The sequence below is a fragment of the Pseudomonas sp. MDT1-16 genome, from assembly GCF_054898115.1.
Genome location: NZ_CM142717.1, coordinates 5134966 through 5150833 on the forward strand (window position 1 = coordinate 5134966; position 15868 = coordinate 5150833).

At 60.1% G+C, this 15868-nt stretch carries 14 protein-coding genes; 4 read left to right on the top strand and 10 right to left on the bottom strand.

Going from position 1 to position 15868, the window contains the following annotated elements; genetic code table 11:
* Positions 1–277: 277 nt before the first annotated feature.
* Together ACYZT3_RS23670 and ACYZT3_RS23675 are read right to left on the bottom strand one after the other, a co-directional pair.
* Positions 278–3349: an efflux RND transporter permease subunit gene (locus ACYZT3_RS23670; RefSeq protein WP_462030877.1), complete on the bottom strand. Its 3072-nt coding sequence runs from the start codon at positions 3347–3349 to the stop codon at positions 278–280.
* Between the two features lie 6 nt (positions 3350–3355).
* Positions 3356–4456: an efflux RND transporter periplasmic adaptor subunit gene (locus tag ACYZT3_RS23675; protein WP_282376995.1), complete on the bottom strand. Its 1101-nt coding sequence runs from the start codon at positions 4454–4456 to the stop codon at positions 3356–3358.
* 93 nt (positions 4457–4549) lie between these two features.
* Here ACYZT3_RS23675 and ACYZT3_RS23680 point away from each other — a divergent pair, with 93 nt between their 5' ends.
* Positions 4550–5194, top strand: coding sequence for a TetR/AcrR family transcriptional regulator (locus tag ACYZT3_RS23680; protein ID WP_282376996.1), 645 nt, complete (start codon positions 4550–4552; stop codon positions 5192–5194).
* Positions 5195–5316: 122 nt separating this feature from the next.
* Here ACYZT3_RS23680 and ACYZT3_RS23685 read toward each other — a convergent pair whose 3' ends face one another.
* Complete coding sequence (locus ACYZT3_RS23685) at positions 5317–6099, bottom strand: class I SAM-dependent methyltransferase (RefSeq protein ID WP_462030878.1); 783 nt, start codon at positions 6097–6099, stop codon at positions 5317–5319.
* Between the two features lie 93 nt (positions 6100–6192).
* Here ACYZT3_RS23685 and ACYZT3_RS23690 point away from each other — a divergent pair, with 93 nt between their 5' ends.
* Positions 6193–6813: an energy transducer TonB gene (locus tag ACYZT3_RS23690; protein WP_282376997.1), complete on the top strand. Its 621-nt coding sequence runs from the start codon at positions 6193–6195 to the stop codon at positions 6811–6813.
* A gap of 17 nt (positions 6814–6830) precedes the next feature.
* On the opposite strand, the gene ACYZT3_RS23695 is transcribed toward ACYZT3_RS23690, so the two are convergent.
* The 7 genes from ACYZT3_RS23695 to ppc all read right to left on the bottom strand — a co-directional run bounded on the left by ACYZT3_RS23695 (position 6831) and on the right by ppc (position 14116).
* On the bottom strand, positions 6831–7526 hold the full coding sequence (locus ACYZT3_RS23695; protein WP_282376998.1) for an extensin-like domain-containing protein: 696 nt from the start codon (positions 7524–7526) through the stop codon (positions 6831–6833).
* A gap of 2 nt (positions 7527–7528) precedes the next feature.
* Positions 7529–8350: an isocitrate lyase/PEP mutase family protein gene (locus tag ACYZT3_RS23700; protein WP_282376999.1), complete on the bottom strand. Its 822-nt coding sequence runs from the start codon at positions 8348–8350 to the stop codon at positions 7529–7531.
* Positions 8351–8383: 33 nt separating this feature from the next.
* The gene (locus ACYZT3_RS23705) at positions 8384–9244 is read right to left on the bottom strand and encodes a DUF72 domain-containing protein (RefSeq protein WP_462030879.1); all 861 of its coding nucleotides are present in this window, start codon (positions 9242–9244) and stop codon (positions 8384–8386) included.
* Complete coding sequence (locus ACYZT3_RS23710) at positions 9244–9549, bottom strand: hypothetical protein (protein WP_282377001.1); 306 nt, start codon at positions 9547–9549, stop codon at positions 9244–9246. The genes ACYZT3_RS23705 and ACYZT3_RS23710 overlap by 1 nt, the downstream gene beginning before the upstream one ends.
* Positions 9550–9783: 234 nt before the next feature.
* Positions 9784–10458: a tRNA (adenosine(37)-N6)-threonylcarbamoyltransferase complex dimerization subunit type 1 TsaB gene (gene tsaB, locus ACYZT3_RS23715; protein ID WP_282377002.1), complete on the bottom strand. Its 675-nt coding sequence runs from the start codon at positions 10456–10458 to the stop codon at positions 9784–9786.
* A 93-nt stretch (positions 10459–10551) separates the two neighbouring features.
* On the bottom strand, positions 10552–11199 hold the full coding sequence (gene adk / locus ACYZT3_RS23720; protein ID WP_282377003.1) for an adenylate kinase: 648 nt from the start codon (positions 11197–11199) through the stop codon (positions 10552–10554).
* A 286-nt stretch (positions 11200–11485) separates the two neighbouring features.
* Entirely contained in the window at positions 11486–14116 is a 2631-nt protein-coding gene (gene ppc, locus ACYZT3_RS23725) for a phosphoenolpyruvate carboxylase (RefSeq protein WP_462030880.1), read from the bottom strand.
* A 674-nt stretch (positions 14117–14790) separates the two neighbouring features.
* Between ppc and ACYZT3_RS23730 the strand changes: the two genes are divergently transcribed.
* Together ACYZT3_RS23730 and ACYZT3_RS23735 are read left to right on the top strand one after the other, a co-directional pair.
* The gene (locus tag ACYZT3_RS23730; RefSeq protein ID WP_282377062.1) at positions 14791–15135 is read left to right on the top strand and encodes a pilin assembly protein; all 345 of its coding nucleotides are present in this window, start codon (positions 14791–14793) and stop codon (positions 15133–15135) included.
* Between the two features lie 274 nt (positions 15136–15409).
* Positions 15410–15823: a DUF4398 domain-containing protein gene (locus ACYZT3_RS23735; protein ID WP_282377005.1), complete on the top strand. Its 414-nt coding sequence runs from the start codon at positions 15410–15412 to the stop codon at positions 15821–15823.
* The last annotated feature ends 45 nt before the right edge of the window (positions 15824–15868 follow it).

The following is a 15868-nucleotide window of genomic DNA, read 5'->3' on the forward strand; positions in this document are numbered from 1 at the left end:
GGGAGGCGCGCAGCGCCGTTCGACGCAGTCGAACACATCGAGAGGAGGTCGAAGCGAAGCCGACCGGAGGCGATGCCCCCAGATGGACACCGGAGCGAAGGAACGCCGAGCCTAAGCGAGGGGCCGGACGCTTGGGGCGAGACCTTTGCTTCCTTTGGGGCGTTTGCCAAAGGGAGTCGCCGTAAGGGCGAAACCATTAGTGGCCATTACCGCAGCAACGGATATGTACTCAATCAACAAGCGCATGGTCGGCCCGAAGGCCGCCAAGATCAAAAGATCAAACGGCCTCTTTCTTGACCCTGAACCAAGCCGCATACAGCGCCGGCAAAAACAGCAACGTCAACGCCGTCGCCACAATCAACCCACCCATGATCGCCACCGCCATCGGCCCGAAGAACACACTGCGCGACAGCGGAATCATCGCCAGCACCGCCGCGAGCGCAGTCAACACAATCGGCCGGAAACGCCGCACCGTAGCTTCGATAATCGCTTGCCACGGTTTGAGCCCGGCGGCGATGTCCTGCTCGATCTGGTCCACCAGAATCACCGAGTTACGCATGATCATCCCCGACAACGCGATGGTCCCGAGCATGGCAACGAAACCGAATGGCTGACGGAACACTATCAAAAACAGTGTTACACCGATCAACCCCAGCGGCGCTGTCAGAAACACCATCACGGTGCGTGAGAAACTGCGCAGTTGCAGCATCAGTAACGTCAGCACCACCACGATGAAAAGCGGCACACCGGCCTTCACCGAGTTTTGCCCACGGGCCGAGTCTTCTACCGTGCCGCCGACCTCCAGCAGATACCCGTCCGGTAGCTCGGCACGAACCGGATCGAGAGTTGGCATGATCTGCTGCACCAGCGTCGCCGGTTGTTCCTTGCCGTAAATGTCGGCGCGCACCGTCACGTTAGGCAAGCGGCTGCGGTGCCAGATGATGCCTTCTTCGAAACCGTATTCCAGCGTCGCGATTTGCGACAGCGCTACGCTGCGGCCGTTGTCAGTTGGTACGGCCAGACTCGGCAGCAACGACAGCTCGGTGCGCTCATGCAACGTGCCGCGCAACAGAATCTCGATCAATTCGTTGTCTTCACGGTACTGGCTGACGCTGGAACCGGTCAGTGAGCTTTGCAGGAACTTCGACAGGTTCGCAGTGCTCACGCCAAGCGCCCGGGCACGGTCCTGATCAACGTTCAGATAAACAACTTTGCTCGGTTCCTCCCAGTCCAGATGGACGTTGGCCACGTGCGGGTTCTCGCGAACCTTGGCCGCGACTTTACGAGCCAGCGCGCGGACTTCCTCGATGTGCTCACCGGTGACCCGGAACTGCACCGGATAGCCAACCGGCGGCCCGTTCTCCAGACGCGTAACCCGCGAACGCAGGGCCGGGAATTGTTCATTGAGGGTTTCGATCAGCCAGGTGCGCAGGGTTTCGCGCTCCTCGATGGTCTTGGCCAGGACTACAAACTGCGCGAAGCTCGCCGCAGGAAGTTGTTGATCCAGCGGTAGGTAAAAACGCGGCGAACCGGTGCCAACGTAAGCGACATAGTTGTCGATACCGGCGTGATCCTTCAGCAGTGCTTCGAGGCGTTTGACCTCATCGCTGGTGTTGCTTAGTGATGCACCCTCGGCCAGTTTCAGATCGACCATCAATTCCAGACGACCCGATGCCGGGAAAAACTGCTGTGGCACAAAGCGAAACAGGACGACAGAGCCGATAAACAACACGACCGTCAGGACAATGACCGTCTTGCGCCGCTGCACGCACCACTCCACCAGGCGCCTGACGTGCTGATAGAACGGCGTGCCGTAAGGGTCGGACTGGCCGTCGCCGGTGCCGTGTTTGGCTGCATGAATTTTCGCCAGATCCGGCAGGAGTTTCTCCCCCAGATACGGCACAAACACCACGGCGGCCACCCACGAGGCCAGCAGCGCGATGGTCACCACCTGGAAGATCGAACGGGTGTATTCGCCGGTACCCGATTGCGCAGTGGCTATCGGCAGGAAGCCGGCAGCGGTGATCAGTGTCCCGGTGAGCATCGGGAATGCGGTGCTGGTCCAGGCGTAACTGGCCGCCTTGATCCGGTCGAAGCCCTGCTCCATTTTGATCGCCATCATCTCCACGGCGATGATCGCGTCGTCCACCAACAATCCCAGCGCCAGCACCAACGCCCCGAGGGAAATCTTGTGCAGGCCAATGCCGAGGTAATACATGCAGGCGAAGGTCATCGCCAATACCAAAGGAATCGCCAGCGCTACCACCATGCCGGTGCGCACACCGAGGGAGAAAAAGCTCACCAGCAGGACGATTGCCAGCGCTTCCACCAGCACCTGAACAAATTCGCCGACGCTGCTTTTCACTGCGGCTGGCTGGTCGGAGACCTTGCGCAGCTGCATACCGGCAGGGAGATTTTTCTGGATCCGGTCGAACTCGATTTCCAGCGCCTTGCCCAGCACCAGAATGTCGCCACCGTCCTTCATCGCCACGGCCAGACCGATGGCATTTTCCGCCATGAAGCGCATACGCGGCGCCGGCGGATCATTAAAACCGCGATGCACATCCGCCACATCGGAGATGCGGAAGCTGCGATCTCCTACGCGAATCGGGAAGCTCTTGATCTCTTCGACTGTCTGAAAATTCCCCGAGACGCGTAGCTGCAAGCGTTCGCTGGTGGTCTCGAAGAACCCGGCGGTGGACACCGCGTTCTGTTCTTCAAGGGCCTGCTGCACCGCCGCCAAAGGGAGGCCCAGGGTGGCGAGTTTGACGTTGGAGAGTTCGATCCAGATCTTCTCGTCCTGTAATCCGAGCAGATCGACCTTGCCCACATCCTTGACCCGTTGCAGCTGAATCTGGACGCGGTCGGCGTAGTCCTTAAGCACCGCGTAATCAAAACCGTCGCCGGTCAGCGCGTAGATATTGCCAAACGTTGTGCCGAACTCATCGTTGAAGAATGGCCCCTGGATGCCCGGTGGCAGGGTCTGGCGGATGTCGCTGATTTTCTTGCGAACCTGGTACCAGAGGGCCGGGATTTCCACCGAGTGCATGGAATCACGGGCGACGAACGTCACCTGGGACTCACCCGGACGGGAGAACGAAACGATGCGCTCGTACTCGCCGGTTTCCATCAGTTTCTTTTCAATGCGCTCGGTGACCTGGCGCGACACTTCCTGCGCCGTGGCCCCCGGCCAAATGGTACGAATCACCATGGCCTTGAAGGTGAACGGCGGGTCTTCACTTTGGCCGAGTTTGGTGTAGGACAGTGCGCCGACAACTGCCAGCAAGAGCATCAGGAACAGTACGATCTGGCGATTACGCAGCGCCCATTCGGAAAGATTGAAACCCATCGGGGATTACTCCTTGTCCGCCAGATTGACCACGCGGTTGGAGCGATCCACCGGGCGCACTTGCTGCCCGTCATGAAGCACATGAACACCCGCCGCCACCACCCAATCGCTGGCGTTCAGGCCCTCGAGCACCGGCACGGTTTTCTCGCCGAAGGCACCGACCCGGACCGGGGCTTTTTTCAAGGTGTTGTTGGCGCCAAGCACCCAAACGTAGGTGGCACCGTTTTCCGCGGTGACGGCCGACAGTGGTACCGACAGCGACACCACGTCGGCGGTCTGGATGAACACTCGGGCGCTCTGGCCGAGTTCTGCGGGGACCTTGCCGGCGGTGAAGGCGATGCGGGCGGCAAAGGTGCGCGATTTTGGATCGGCAGCAGGCGACAGTTCACGGATGCGCCCGGCGAAACGTTGGTCGGGTTGGGTCCAGAGTTCTACCGAGACTGGCTGAGCGACCTTGAAACGGCCGAAGCTTTGTTCCGGCAGGCTGATCGACACTTCGCGCTCGCCATCGGTGGCGAGGGTAAACACCGTTTGCCCGGCCGCCACGACTTGCCCGACTTCGACCGCACGTTTGGCCACCACGCCATCCTGAGGCGCACGCAGCACGGCGTAACTGGCCTGATTGGTCGAGACGTTGAATTCGGCTTTGATTTGCTTGAGGCGTGCTTCACCCGATCGGTAAAGGTTTTCAGAATTGTCGTACTGCGAACGGCTGACCATCTGACGGTCCATCAAGGTCTTGTAGCGATCACGCTCGGCGCGCACCAGGCTCAAATTGGCCTCGGCAGCGGCGACTTGGGCGCGGGTGGCTTCCAGTTGCAGGCGTACATCCTGAGGATCGAGCTCCGCCAACGGTTGGTCGGCCTTGACCCGCTGTCCCTCTTCGACCAGTCGTCGACTGACTTTGCCGCCAATGCGAAACGCCAGGTCCGGCTCATACCGTGCGCGGACTTCACCGGGAAAACTTTCCATCGCCTGAGCCGAAGGCTCTGGCTGCACGACCATGGCCGGGCGAATGGTGACTTGAGGCGCCTCTTCGTGACCACACGCAGACAATAAAAACACCAGACTGACTGGCAACGCGAGAGGCAAGGCATAGCGGAACATGGTGAAGGACCTTTCGCTAATGGTGCTTGGAATAATTATACTGGGCAGTATGTTATTAATAGCAAACTCACCAGTCCAGTAATAAAAGCGCATATGCCTAACAATCTTTCAGCACCCAACGGCCCAGGCCGTCCCAAGGATTTGGCCAAGCGCCGAGCGATCCTTGATGCGGCGAAAATTCTGTTTCTGAGCAAGGGTTATGCGAATACCAGCATGGACGCCGTGGCGGCCGAGGCCGGTGTGTCGAAGCTGACGGTCTACAGCCATTTCGACGACAAGGAGACGCTGTTCTCCGCCGCCGTCATGGCCAAGTGCGAAGAACAGTTGCCGACGCTGTTTTTTGAATTGCCGGACGGCATTGCCGTTGAAACGGTGCTGTTGAACATCGCGCGCGGTTTTCATCAGCTGATCAACAGCGACGAATCGGTCAACCTGCATCGACTGATGATGACGCTGGGCAGCCAAGACCCGAAACTTTCGCTGATCTTCTTCGAGGCTGGGCCTGAGCGCATGCTGCATGGCATGGAGCGGTTGCTGATCAAGGTTGATCAGAGCGGTACCTTGAGCATCGACAAACCGCGCAATGCGGCCGAGCATTTCTTCTGCTTGCTCAAGGGTGCGGGGAATTTCAGGCTGCTTTACGGATGTGGCGAGCCGTTGACCGGGGAGGCGGCCGAGAGCCATGTGCAGGAAGTGGTGAGGTTGTTTATGCGGGCTTATCGGCCAGAGACAGCCTGATAGATAGTGGGTGTCTGGTCCGGCGCCTTCGCGGGCAAGTCGGATCGCCGCACCGCTCGCTCCTACAGGATCTCCACTAACCCGTAGGAGCGAGGCTTGCCCGCGAATGGTTCTACGCGGTCTTAAGGCTTCAGCGCTTTCTTCGGATAAATGTCATACCGACTGGATTTACCATCCAGTGCATGGCTCGGCTTCGGCCCTTCAATGCACGGTGCCTTGCGCGGCCGCTTGACCACCACCCGGTGGCTGGCCAGGGCCAACGCGGCTTCGAGCAATGCAGGGGCATCCGGATCATCGCCGACCAGCGGCCGAAACAGGCGCATCTCCTTCTTCACCAAGGCAGTTTTCTCACGATGGGGAAACATCGGGTCGAGGTAAATCACCTGCGGCGGCTCGCCTTCCCAATTGCGCATCACCTCGATCGAATTGCCCTTGAGCAAGCGCATCCGCGCCACGATCGGCGCCACATCAAAGTCTTCCGCGCCGCGCGCCAGGCCATCTTCAAGCAAAGCGCCAATCAGCGGCTGACGCTCGATCAGGCTCATCTCGCAGCCCAGGCTCGCCAGCACGAACGCATCTTTGCCCAACCCCGCCGTGGCATCCAGTACGCGTGGACGCACGCCTTGGGCAACCCCGACAGCCTTGGCGATCATCTGACCGCTACCGCCGCCGTACAAGCGGCGATGGGCCGCACCGCCCTCGACGAAGTCCACCCGCACCGGCCCCGGCGCATCCGGCCCCAGTTGTTGCAGTTGTAAACCCTGTTCGCCCACCTGCAAGACAAACTCGCCGTCATCCACCTGCATGGGCAAGCCCAGGCGCTCGGCCCATTGTTCGGCCTGTGGCTGATAAGTCTCGGCCAGGGCCTCGACATGGATGCGGCAGGCCGCAGGTTGCTCAATCATGGGAAAAGGTGCTCAAAAAATTAATGATCGGCAAAAACGGCCGATAACAAAACTATCGAGCATTTTGCCAGAGCTGAGCGTCGACCGAGAGAAATGTCAGACATTCAAACCACATCCGTAGGCTACATCTCGCGTCATGGCGATTATGGCCTGCGAAACTCCCAAGCACTGAGCGGCGTCAGTCATCTGTGGCAAGATTTCTTTGCCCAGGCCCTGGCCGAACAGTCGAGTGATGTGGTGCCTGCATGCGGGACTTTCCCACCGGTTGATCTCGAGAGCCCGGTCGAGCCGACCGTCGGCAGCGAACTCTACGCACACATCATTTCCCAGCGTGAATGCGATGTGAAAGAAACCGAGGTCCGCCCGCCGGAGCCACTGTTCCTGCCGATTGCCGAGTTCGACATGGACCTGGCCGACAAACCGTTCCCACCGTTCCCGGTACAAGAAATCGTCGCTCAACAGAAACAACAGGACTTCGAAAGCAGCTGGGTTCGCCCGATCGTGCTCACAGCCGGTCAACCACTGCCAGCGCCTGACGCCGCACCGCAACCGCGTCCGCTGCACCTGCCGATCGCCGAATTCGAACTCGATCTGCTGGACAAGCCATTCCCGCCATTCTCGCCCGAAGCGCTGGTGGAGCAACAGAAACAACTCGATTTCGACAACGGCTGGGCTCGCCCGATCGTCCTGCAGAACCTGCGCATCGCCGCCTGACCTTCAATAACAGGCCCTCAGCGACACACCCACCATGGCCCGACATCCACATGAAAGTGATTGCGATGGGCGGCGTTGTAATCCGGGCTTAATACCACACTGAACATGTCGCAGGCGCCATCGCGGACCTGGCGTAAAAACTGTGCGTCCTGATTATCCTTCGGCCAATCCTTGAGCACGTTGATGGATCGGCCATCGGCCAACCGAAACCCGGCGATATCCAGTGCGTTGGCGCTGGCATGCTGGCTGCGTCTGCCGTTTTCGCGGCTGTAGACGTTGCGGCAGGCAAAGCTGCCAAGATGGTCGACACGCGTAACCGCTTGGCCGTACACCGCCTGTGCCGCCGGTTGCAGGGCGTGGTGTTCGAACAGGGCGAACGACACCGCCAGGCGACAACTGGCGAGGAAACTGCTGCTCAGGGCCACCTCGCCGCCTTGCACACGCAACGTGTTGATCAACGGGCACGTTGCGTCGGGGCTGTCGGCCCGACGGGTCACGCGCAATCCAGAGCTGCTCAGGGCTAGATCGCACAACTGCGGATCATCGCGCAGGCGCATCAGTTTGTAGCGGGTCAGAAAGTTGGGCGCGGCCTTTACGTCCAGCGGTGCCCAGGGATCCCACTGCGGCGGCAGTGAGATCCAGCCGCGCCAGACGCTCACGGCCGCCGCACCAATGATTAACAGCATCAAAAGCGACCACCACCGAAACCGCATCGTCAGCCCTTGAACAATTGATTGGCCTGGGCGTACGGCATGGATCGCGACGTGAACCCGAACGTGCCCGACTTCTGGATCTCCTCGGCTGCGCGGAAAAACTCGCCATACGCGGCCAGGGCCAGCGCCGAACCGACGCTGATGCGTTTGACGCCCATTTCGCTCAACTGCTCGACCGTCAATTTCAGTCCGCCAGACATCAACACATTGACCGGTTTCGGCGCCACGGCACGGACCACCGCCAACACATCCTCAGCACTGCGCAGACCCGGCGCATAAAGTACGTCGGCGCCCGCCTCGGCAAACGCCTGCAAGCGGCGGAGGGTATCGGCGAGATCAGGATTGCCGTGCAGAAAGTTCTCGGCCCGGGCTGTCAGCACGAAAGGAAACGGCAAGCTGCGAGCTGCTGCCACGGCAGCCTTGATGCGTGCCACGGCATGCTCGAAGCAGTAAATCGGCGTTTCTTCACGACCCGTGGCATCTTCGATCGAGCCGCCGACCGCACCGGCCTCTGCTGCACGCAAAATACTCTGTGCGCATTCGGCTGGATCGTCAGAGAAGCCGTTTTCCAGATCGACGGCGACGGGCAGATCAGTTGCCGCGACAATCGCCCGAACGTTTGCCAGGGTGTCGTCCAGCGTCAACGCGCCATCGGGGCGGGCGTTGGAAAAGGCGTAACCGGCACTGGTGGTCGCCAGCGCCTCGAAACCAAGGCTGGCGAGCATCTTTGCCGAGCCGGCATCCCACGGGTTGGGAATGACAAAAGCACCCTCGCGTTCGTGCAGTGCTTTGAACGCTTGGGCTCGAAGGGTTTGCGCATCCATTGGCAGGCTCCTGAAAAAGGCAAGGAAACCGCTTCAGAGCAGGCCAAGTTGCTCGGCAGCGGGCTCTCTGTATAGCTCAGGCAGCGGCGGCAGGCCAGGCAAACGCAGCATCAGTTTTACGTGAAAACGTTGCGCCAGTTTGGCGGCCAGCAGGTTGTCGGCGGTGTGCAGGAAGATATAGGGCGTGCGGCCCTCTTCGATCCACACGGCGATTTTCTCGACCCACGGCACCAGGAACGGGTCGTTGGCCTCAAGCTGCGGATGGCCGACGAAGCGTACCTGCGGACATTGCGTGAAGGCGGCCGGACGGGTCGGCACCCTGGGCTTTTTCGATTGGGCGTGAAGTACCGAGGGATCGGTCGATGTGCAGCTGAACAGCGCTCGGGGATCAAGGCAGATACGCTCGACACCGCGATCAAGCAGCAGACGATTGAGCCTTCTCTCGGCATCGCCCTTGGCGAAGAATTCGTTATGCCGTACTTCAACTGCCAGAGGCCGCTCAAGCGCATCGATGAATCCGGCCAGTTCGGGCAATCGTTGCGGCGTGAAGCTTTTGGACAGTTGCAGCCACAGCGGTGAAACCCGTTCACCGAGGGGGCTGAGCAATTGCAGGAAGGTGTCGGCATCGGTCAATTGTTCGCGCAGGTCACCGCTGTGGCTGATGTCACCTGGGAACTTGGCAGTGAAGCGAAAGTGTTCGGGCATGGTCTCGGCCCAACGCTGCACGGTGGACGCAGCCGGGCTTGCGTAGAAGGTCGTATTGCCTTCCACGGCGTTGAACACTTGGGAATAAAGATTCAGAAACTCAGCGGGTTTAGCGTCCGGCGGATAAAGATAATCGCGCCAGGCGTTTTCACTCCAGGACGGACAGCCAAGGAAGTAAGGCAGCCGCATCAGATGTACAGGTCGAGACCCAGCACATCCGGATCCCAATCGACAAAACCGGCGGTGCTCAGGTAGCTGGCCAGGGCCTTCGCGACACTGTTGCTCATGGCTCGGTGATAAAGCATGTCTTGTTGACGGGCGGGGAGATTACTCAAGCGTTGCGCAGAGGCTTTGGCAGCGCGGGCGGCCATTTGCTCTTCGGACGGAATTTCCAGCTCGCCGTCGATATCGACGTAGTCGTCATCCGCCACAGGCCCTTTGCGAGGCTTGCGTTTGATGGGGTAGGACTGAGAGGGAACGCCGTCTATACGCATGAGTACATGTCCGGGATCAATGATGGCAGTTTAGTGGCGCATAGCCCGCTTCGCAAACCGCCGAGTGATAACTAGAACACAGAAAATGGAAAAGGTTTAAAAGCCAGGGATTAGAAACTACGATTGGCTAAATCTCGGAGATTGCTTTCGCGGGCAAGCCGCGCTCCTACAGGGGTTAGCGCAGATCGTGTGGGAGCGAGCTTGCTCGCGATGAAGCCAACTCGTTCTCGGAAATTAACGTGCTTTCGGCGTCGCGACTTTATCGCGCAGGTACACCGGCTGAGCCTCATCAGCCACGATCGCTTCGCCACGCGCCCAAGCAAAACGTGCCAGGGTCAGCAGGTCTTCAGCGTGAGGCAGCATGCCCGCATCCTGCCCGGTCAGCTTGACGGCGATACGTTCGGCATAACCCCAGCCAGTGCCGGCGCCAAACCACTCACCGCTGGCATCAGTTGGCAACGCTGCCACTTCCGGCGGCAACACCGCTTCATTGCCAACCAGCCGCATCTCCCCCGCCGTTTCGCGGTAGCAACCCCAATACACCTCATCCATCCGCGCATCGATGGCGGCCGCGACCTGGCTCACGCCGTGTTCGCGAAAGGCGCGCTGGGCCAGCACCGCCAGATTCGACACCGGCAACACCGGACGCTCCAGCGCAAACGCCAGCCCCTGCACCACACCGATAGCGATCCGCACGCCGGTAAATGCCCCCGGCCCACGGCCAAACGCAATGGCATCGACCGCTTGCAGGGTGGTGCCAGCGTCGGCCAGCAATTGCTGAATCATCGGCAGCAACTTCTGCGCATGCAGGCGCGGGATCACCTCGTAATGGCTCGTAACCTTGCCGTCATGCAGCAAGGCAACGGAGCAAGCTTCAGTCGCGGTGTCCAGGGCCAGCAAGGTGCTCATCGATGTTTCCGTAAGAGAGTTCAGAAAAAGTGCGCCAGTATAAACAACTACGGCCCGCAAGCGGGCCGTAGAAGATGAAGCGATTCAGACTTTTCAGCTCAGTGCTTCAAGCACCTTGCCGGTGATCGCTTCAACCGAGCCGACGCCAGCGATGTGGCTGTACTTCGGTTTGCCCTGATCAGCGGCCAGGTTCTGGTAGAACGCTACCAGTGGCTTGGTCTGGGAATGGTAGACCGACAGGCGATGACGCACGGTTTCTTCGGTATCGTCCTTGCGCTGCACCAGTGCTTCACCGGTGATGTCGTCTTTACCGGCGATTTTCGGCGGGTTGTAGACGGTGTGGTACACGCGGCCGCTGGCTTCGTGAACACGACGACCGGCGATACGCTGAACGATTTCTTCGTCATCGACGGCGATTTCAACCACGTGATCCAGTTCCACGTCGGCTTTCACCAGGGCTTCAGCCTGAGGAATGGTGCGCGGGAAACCGTCGAACAGGAAACCGTTCTCGCAATCAGCCTGGCTGATGCGTTCCTTGACCAGGTTGATGATCAGGTCATCGGAAACCAGACCACCGCTGTCCATGACGCTCTTGGCGATCAGGCCCAGTTCGGTGCCGGCCTTGACCGCGGCACGCAGCATATCGCCGGTGGAAATTTGCGGGATACCGAATTTTTCGGTGATGAATTTAGCCTGAGTACCTTTACCGGCCCCGGGAGCTCCCAGCAGAATGACGCGCATCGATGTGCTCCTCAATTTTTATATAGATAACGTCAGATTCGCCTCGTGGGGCCAATCTCAAAAAAGGGTCGTGACCGCCCAAACGGCCAAAGGCTGATCAAGATACACAGCAGGCCCAGACCACACAAGCCGCCGAAAGTCGGAGAAACCCGCGCCTGATGAGACCTTTCGTCGGGGTACCCCAAGTCGCAACCCCATCACTAACTGTCGCCTGCCAGCACTTTTCAACCCCTCGCCCAGAGGCACTCGACGCTCGCGCCGAGTGCCTTGCCCCACGACGAAAACCTTAGCCGGTATTACGCAAACCGGCGGCAATCCCCGCCACAGACACCAGCAGCGCCTGTTCTACCGGGCTGCCCTGTTCCACTTCCTGTTGTCGCGAACGCGCCAACAACTCGGCCTGCAATAGATGAAGAGGGTCGAGGTAAGTGTTGCGCAAGCGGATGAATTCAAGCGTGGCTGGGCTATGTGCCAGTAGCTGCGACTGACCGGTCAGCCCAAGGACCACCGAGCAAGCCTGCGACAATAGGTCGCGTAAATGCGCACCCAAAGGGAGCAGATCTGGCTCGACCAAGCGCTCATCGTAGGACCGGGCGATATCGGTATCGGCCTTGGCCAGCACCATTTCCAGCATATCGATGCGCGTGCGGAAGAACGGCCACTGCTCGCGCATCTGCCCCAGCAGCTCGCCTTCGCCGCGCTCTAGCGCCTTGCTCAACGCCGCTTCCCAGCCGAGCCAGGCCGGTAGCATCAGACGCGTCTGAGTCCAGCCGAAGATCCACGGGATAGCCCGCAGGCTTTCAATCCCGCCGGCGCGGCGCTTGGCCGGGCGACTGCCCAGTGGCAAGCGTCCCAGTTCCTGTTCCGGGGTGGACTGGCGGAAATACTCAACAAACTGCGGGTTTTCCCGCACCACGGCGCGATAAGCGCTGACACCATCCGCAGCCAATTCGTCCATCAAATGACGCCAGGCAGGCTCCGGTGGAGGCGGCGGCAGCAAGGTCGCTTCCAATACCGCCGCCAGGTACAGATTGAGATTCTGCTCGGCGATGTCCGGCAGACCGAATTTGAAACGAATCATTTCCCCCTGCTCGGTGGTACGGAAACGCCCCGCCACCGAACCCGGCGGCTGCGACAGAATCGCCGCGTGCGCCGGACCGCCACCGCGACCCACGGTGCCGCCGCGACCGTGGAACAACAGCAGTTCCACTTGCTGCTCGCGACAGATGTCTACCAAGCGCTCCTGCGCCCGATACTGTGCCCAGGCCGCCGCCGTCGTGCCGGCGTCCTTGGCCGAGTCGGAGTAGCCGATCATCACTTCCTGTGGCCCTTGCAGGCGCGCGCGATAACCCGGCAACAGCAACAGCTTTTCGATCACCGGGCCGGCGTTGTCGAGGTCGGCAAGGGTTTCGAACAACGGCACCACGCGCATCGGCCGCAACACGCCAGCTTCTTTGAGCAGCAGTTGCACGGCCAGCACGTCGGAAGCAGCGCCGGCCATGGAGATCACATAAGAACCGAGCGATGCGCCCGGTGCCGCGGCGATTTCCCGGCAGGTCGCCAGTACCTCGGCAGTGTCGGCCGACGGCTTGAAGTACGCCGGCAGCAGCGGCCGACGGTTGTTCAGTTCGCGCATCAAGAAAGTGATGCGCTCCTCCTCACTCCAGTCTTCGTAACGACCGAGGCCGAGGTAGTCAGTGACTTCGGTCATGGCCGCGGTATGCCGCGACGAGTCCTGTCGCACATCGAGCCGCACCAGGAACAGCCCGAACGTCACCGCCCGGCGCAGGCAATCGAGCAGCGGCCCATCGGCGATCACGCCCATGCCGCACTCATGCAGCGAGTGGTAGCAGAGCTCCAGCGGATCGAGCAGCTCGCGGTTGTTTTGCAACACATCGGCGGGGGGCGGCGTGGTCTTCGTCAAGGAGGCGTGAGCCCAGTTACGCGTCGCGCGCAGGCGCTCACGCAACTGTTTAAGGACCGCGCGGTAGGGTTCCGCGCTGTCCCCGGCCTTGGCCTTCAAATCGTCGCTGGCCTGCTGCATCGACAACTCGGCCGCCAGGTGATCGACATCACGCACGTACAAATCGGCGGCCATCCAACGCGCCAGCAGCAAGACTTCACGGGTGACGGCAGCCGTCACGTTCGGGTTGCCGTCCCGGTCGCCGCCCATCCACGAGGCAAAGCGAATCGGTGCCGCTTCCAGCGGCAAATGCAGGCCGGTGGCGTCATGCAGCGCTTTATCGGCCTTGCGCAAATAGTTGGGGATCGCCTGCCACAGCGAATGCTCGATCACCGCGAAGCCCCATTTGGCTTCATCAACAGGCGTCGGACGGGTGCGGCGGATTTCTTCGGTGTGCCAGGCTTCGGCGATCAGGCGCTGCAACTTCGTGTGGATCTGCTCGCGTTCAGCAGTGGTCAGGTCGCGATGGTCCTGGGCGGCCAGCTGCGCGGCAATGGCGTCGTACTTCTGGATCAGCGTGCGGCGCGCCACTTCGGTCGGGTGTGCGGTGAGGACCAGTTCAATCTCCAGCCGCCCCAGTTGCCGGGCCAGGGATTCAGCACCATGGCCTTCGGCAAGCAGGCGGGCCAGCAATTCCGGCAGTACTCGCGCTTCGAACGGTGCAGGCTGCGACTCTTCGCGACGGTGAATCAGCTGATATTGCTCGGCGATATTGGCCAGGTTGAGAAACTGGTTGAACGCCCGCGCCACCGGCAGCAACTCTTCTTCGCTCAATTGGTTGAGGCTGGCGCTCAATTCGGCGTCCATCGAACCGCGACGGTCGGCCTTGGCGCCTTTGCGGATCTGCTCGATCTTGTCGAGAAAGCCGTCCCCGTACTGTTCACGAATGGTGTTGCCCAACAGCTCACCCAACAGGTGAACATCCTCGCGCAAGCGTGCATCAATATCGGTCATCAGCAGTTCTCCAGCGAAAATCCGGGTGTGCTTCGTCGTTAGAGAGTGCCGCTGTAAAGCGGTTCTTACAAGCAGACGAGGAAGGGAATGCTGTTTACCTGGGAAAGTTTTGGGATGGGGATGGGGATGGGGATGGGGATGGGGATGGGGATGGGGATGGGGATTGGGATTGGTGGGGTACATATCCGTTTCTGCGGTGATGGCGGCTATTGGTTTCGCTTTTACAGCGAGTCACTTGGAAAAGCCCCAAGTAACCAAAGGCTTTTGCCCCGCCATTCGGTGCCTCGCCTAGGCTCGGCATGCCGTAACGAAGGCATTGCTCCGGGGGCCCGCCGCCAACGGCCCGCCCTGGCCGGGGGCGGCGGGCCCACGGAGCAGGACCGGAGCGAGGGCATGCCGAGCCCAGGCGAGGCACCGAACGTCAGGGGCAAGAGACCTTGGTTACTTGGGGCTTTTCCAAGTGACTCGCTGTAAAAGCGAAACCAATAGCCGCCGCTACCGCAAAAACGGATATACACCCAATCCCCCCAATGACCCCCCACCATTAGACGACGAAGGGACTTTAAACCTTGGGCGTTAAAGCTAGTCTGAAGAGTAAGCCGTACAACGGCTGCAACCGGCATTTGTCGGACACTGACACTGCCTGCCACGAGCAGGTGCGCAATGAGGTCACTATGAAAATCCGCGAGCTTGCCCATCACTGGGAAGAAAACGCCAAGGGTCGCCTGACCGATACCGGATACACGATTCATCTGGACGTGGAAGCCGCCGCTCGGCTGGCGGCGATTATCGAGATGTACCCCAAACGACACCCCGAAGAACTGCTCGGCGAGCTGATCGGCGCCGCGCTTGAAGAGCTCGAAAAGAGCTTCCCGTATGTGAAGGGCTCTACGGTCGTGGCCACCGACGAAGAAGGTGATCCGCTGTACGAAGACGTCGGTCCGACTCCGCGCTTTCTCGCGTTGTCCCGTCGTCATTTACACGATTTGTCGGCCGTTGACGACAAACAGAAACACTGATTACCACGCTTCTTTCCCCCTCAAAAATTGCGCATTCCTGGCCCTATACAGGGCTGGGAATACGGCTATGTGCTGTGAAAATTCCCGGTCTAGAGCCTTGTCCGTTCGGTCAAAGTTTTTTCAGGCAATGGGCCATATTCTCTGAACTTTTGAAAAACGCCTCGGGTCACACCCATTAACCACGCCTGGGACGGCCGTTTCATAACACCCCGGAAATTGAAGGTTGCGGCTCCTTGCCCAGGATGGATTTTTAAGTTTTTCAGGAGTTATTCCAATGGAGTTGAAGACCATGAAAACCCGAACTGCCAAATCCTCGTTCCCCCCTCTGCGTAGTCTGAAACTGGCTGCACTGGCAATCGGCAGCAGCTTCGTTCTAGCCGGTTGTGCCGGCAACCCGCCAAGCGAGCAATTCGCCGTAACGGAATCGGCGGTCAACAGTGCCGTCAGTGCCGGCGGTACCGAATTCGCGGCAGTGGAGATGAAGTCCGCCCAGGACAAGCTCAAACAAGCCGAAATCGCCCTGCACGACAAGAAGTATGACGAAGCCAAGATTCTGGCCGAACAGGCCGAGTGGGACGCTCGAGTGGCTGAACGCAAAGCCCAGGCGATTAAAGCCGAACTGGCGGTGAAGGACTCTCAGAAAGGGGTTCAGGAACTGCGTCAGGAAAGCCAGCGCACTGTGCAATAAGCGGCGCGGCACGACGCACTTCTTACTCGACTAAAAGGACGAAAC

What these genes read in the sequence shown, in the direction of transcription:
- ACYZT3_RS23670 (WP_462030877.1), bottom strand. Translation starts at nt 3,349, where the DNA reads ATGGGTTTCAATCTTTCCGAATGGGCGCTGCGTAATCGCCAGATCGTA.
- ACYZT3_RS23675 (WP_282376995.1), bottom strand. Translation starts at nt 4,456, where the DNA reads ATGTTCCGCTATGCCTTGCCTCTCGCGTTGCCAGTCAGTCTGGTGTTT.
- ACYZT3_RS23680 (WP_282376996.1), top strand. Translation starts at nt 4,550, where the DNA reads ATGCCTAACAATCTTTCAGCACCCAACGGCCCAGGCCGTCCCAAGGAT.
- ACYZT3_RS23685 (WP_462030878.1), bottom strand. Translation starts at nt 6,099, where the DNA reads ATGATTGAGCAACCTGCGGCCTGCCGCATCCATGTCGAGGCCCTGGCC.
- ACYZT3_RS23690 (WP_282376997.1), top strand. Translation starts at nt 6,193, where the DNA reads ATGTCAGACATTCAAACCACATCCGTAGGCTACATCTCGCGTCATGGC.
- ACYZT3_RS23695 (WP_282376998.1), bottom strand. Translation starts at nt 7,526, where the DNA reads ATGCGGTTTCGGTGGTGGTCGCTTTTGATGCTGTTAATCATTGGTGCG.
- ACYZT3_RS23700 (WP_282376999.1), bottom strand. Translation starts at nt 8,350, where the DNA reads ATGGATGCGCAAACCCTTCGAGCCCAAGCGTTCAAAGCACTGCACGAA.
- ACYZT3_RS23705 (WP_462030879.1), bottom strand. Translation starts at nt 9,244, where the DNA reads ATGCGGCTGCCTTACTTCCTTGGCTGTCCGTCCTGGAGTGAAAACGCC.
- ACYZT3_RS23710 (WP_282377001.1), bottom strand. Translation starts at nt 9,549, where the DNA reads ATGCGTATAGACGGCGTTCCCTCTCAGTCCTACCCCATCAAACGCAAG.
- tsaB (WP_282377002.1), bottom strand. Translation starts at nt 10,458, where the DNA reads ATGAGCACCTTGCTGGCCCTGGACACCGCGACTGAAGCTTGCTCCGTT.
- adk (WP_282377003.1), bottom strand. Translation starts at nt 11,199, where the DNA reads ATGCGCGTCATTCTGCTGGGAGCTCCCGGGGCCGGTAAAGGTACTCAG.
- ppc (WP_462030880.1), bottom strand. Translation starts at nt 14,116, where the DNA reads ATGACCGATATTGATGCACGCTTGCGCGAGGATGTTCACCTGTTGGGT.
- ACYZT3_RS23730 (WP_282377062.1), top strand. Translation starts at nt 14,791, where the DNA reads ATGAAAATCCGCGAGCTTGCCCATCACTGGGAAGAAAACGCCAAGGGT.
- ACYZT3_RS23735 (WP_282377005.1), top strand. Translation starts at nt 15,410, where the DNA reads ATGGAGTTGAAGACCATGAAAACCCGAACTGCCAAATCCTCGTTCCCC.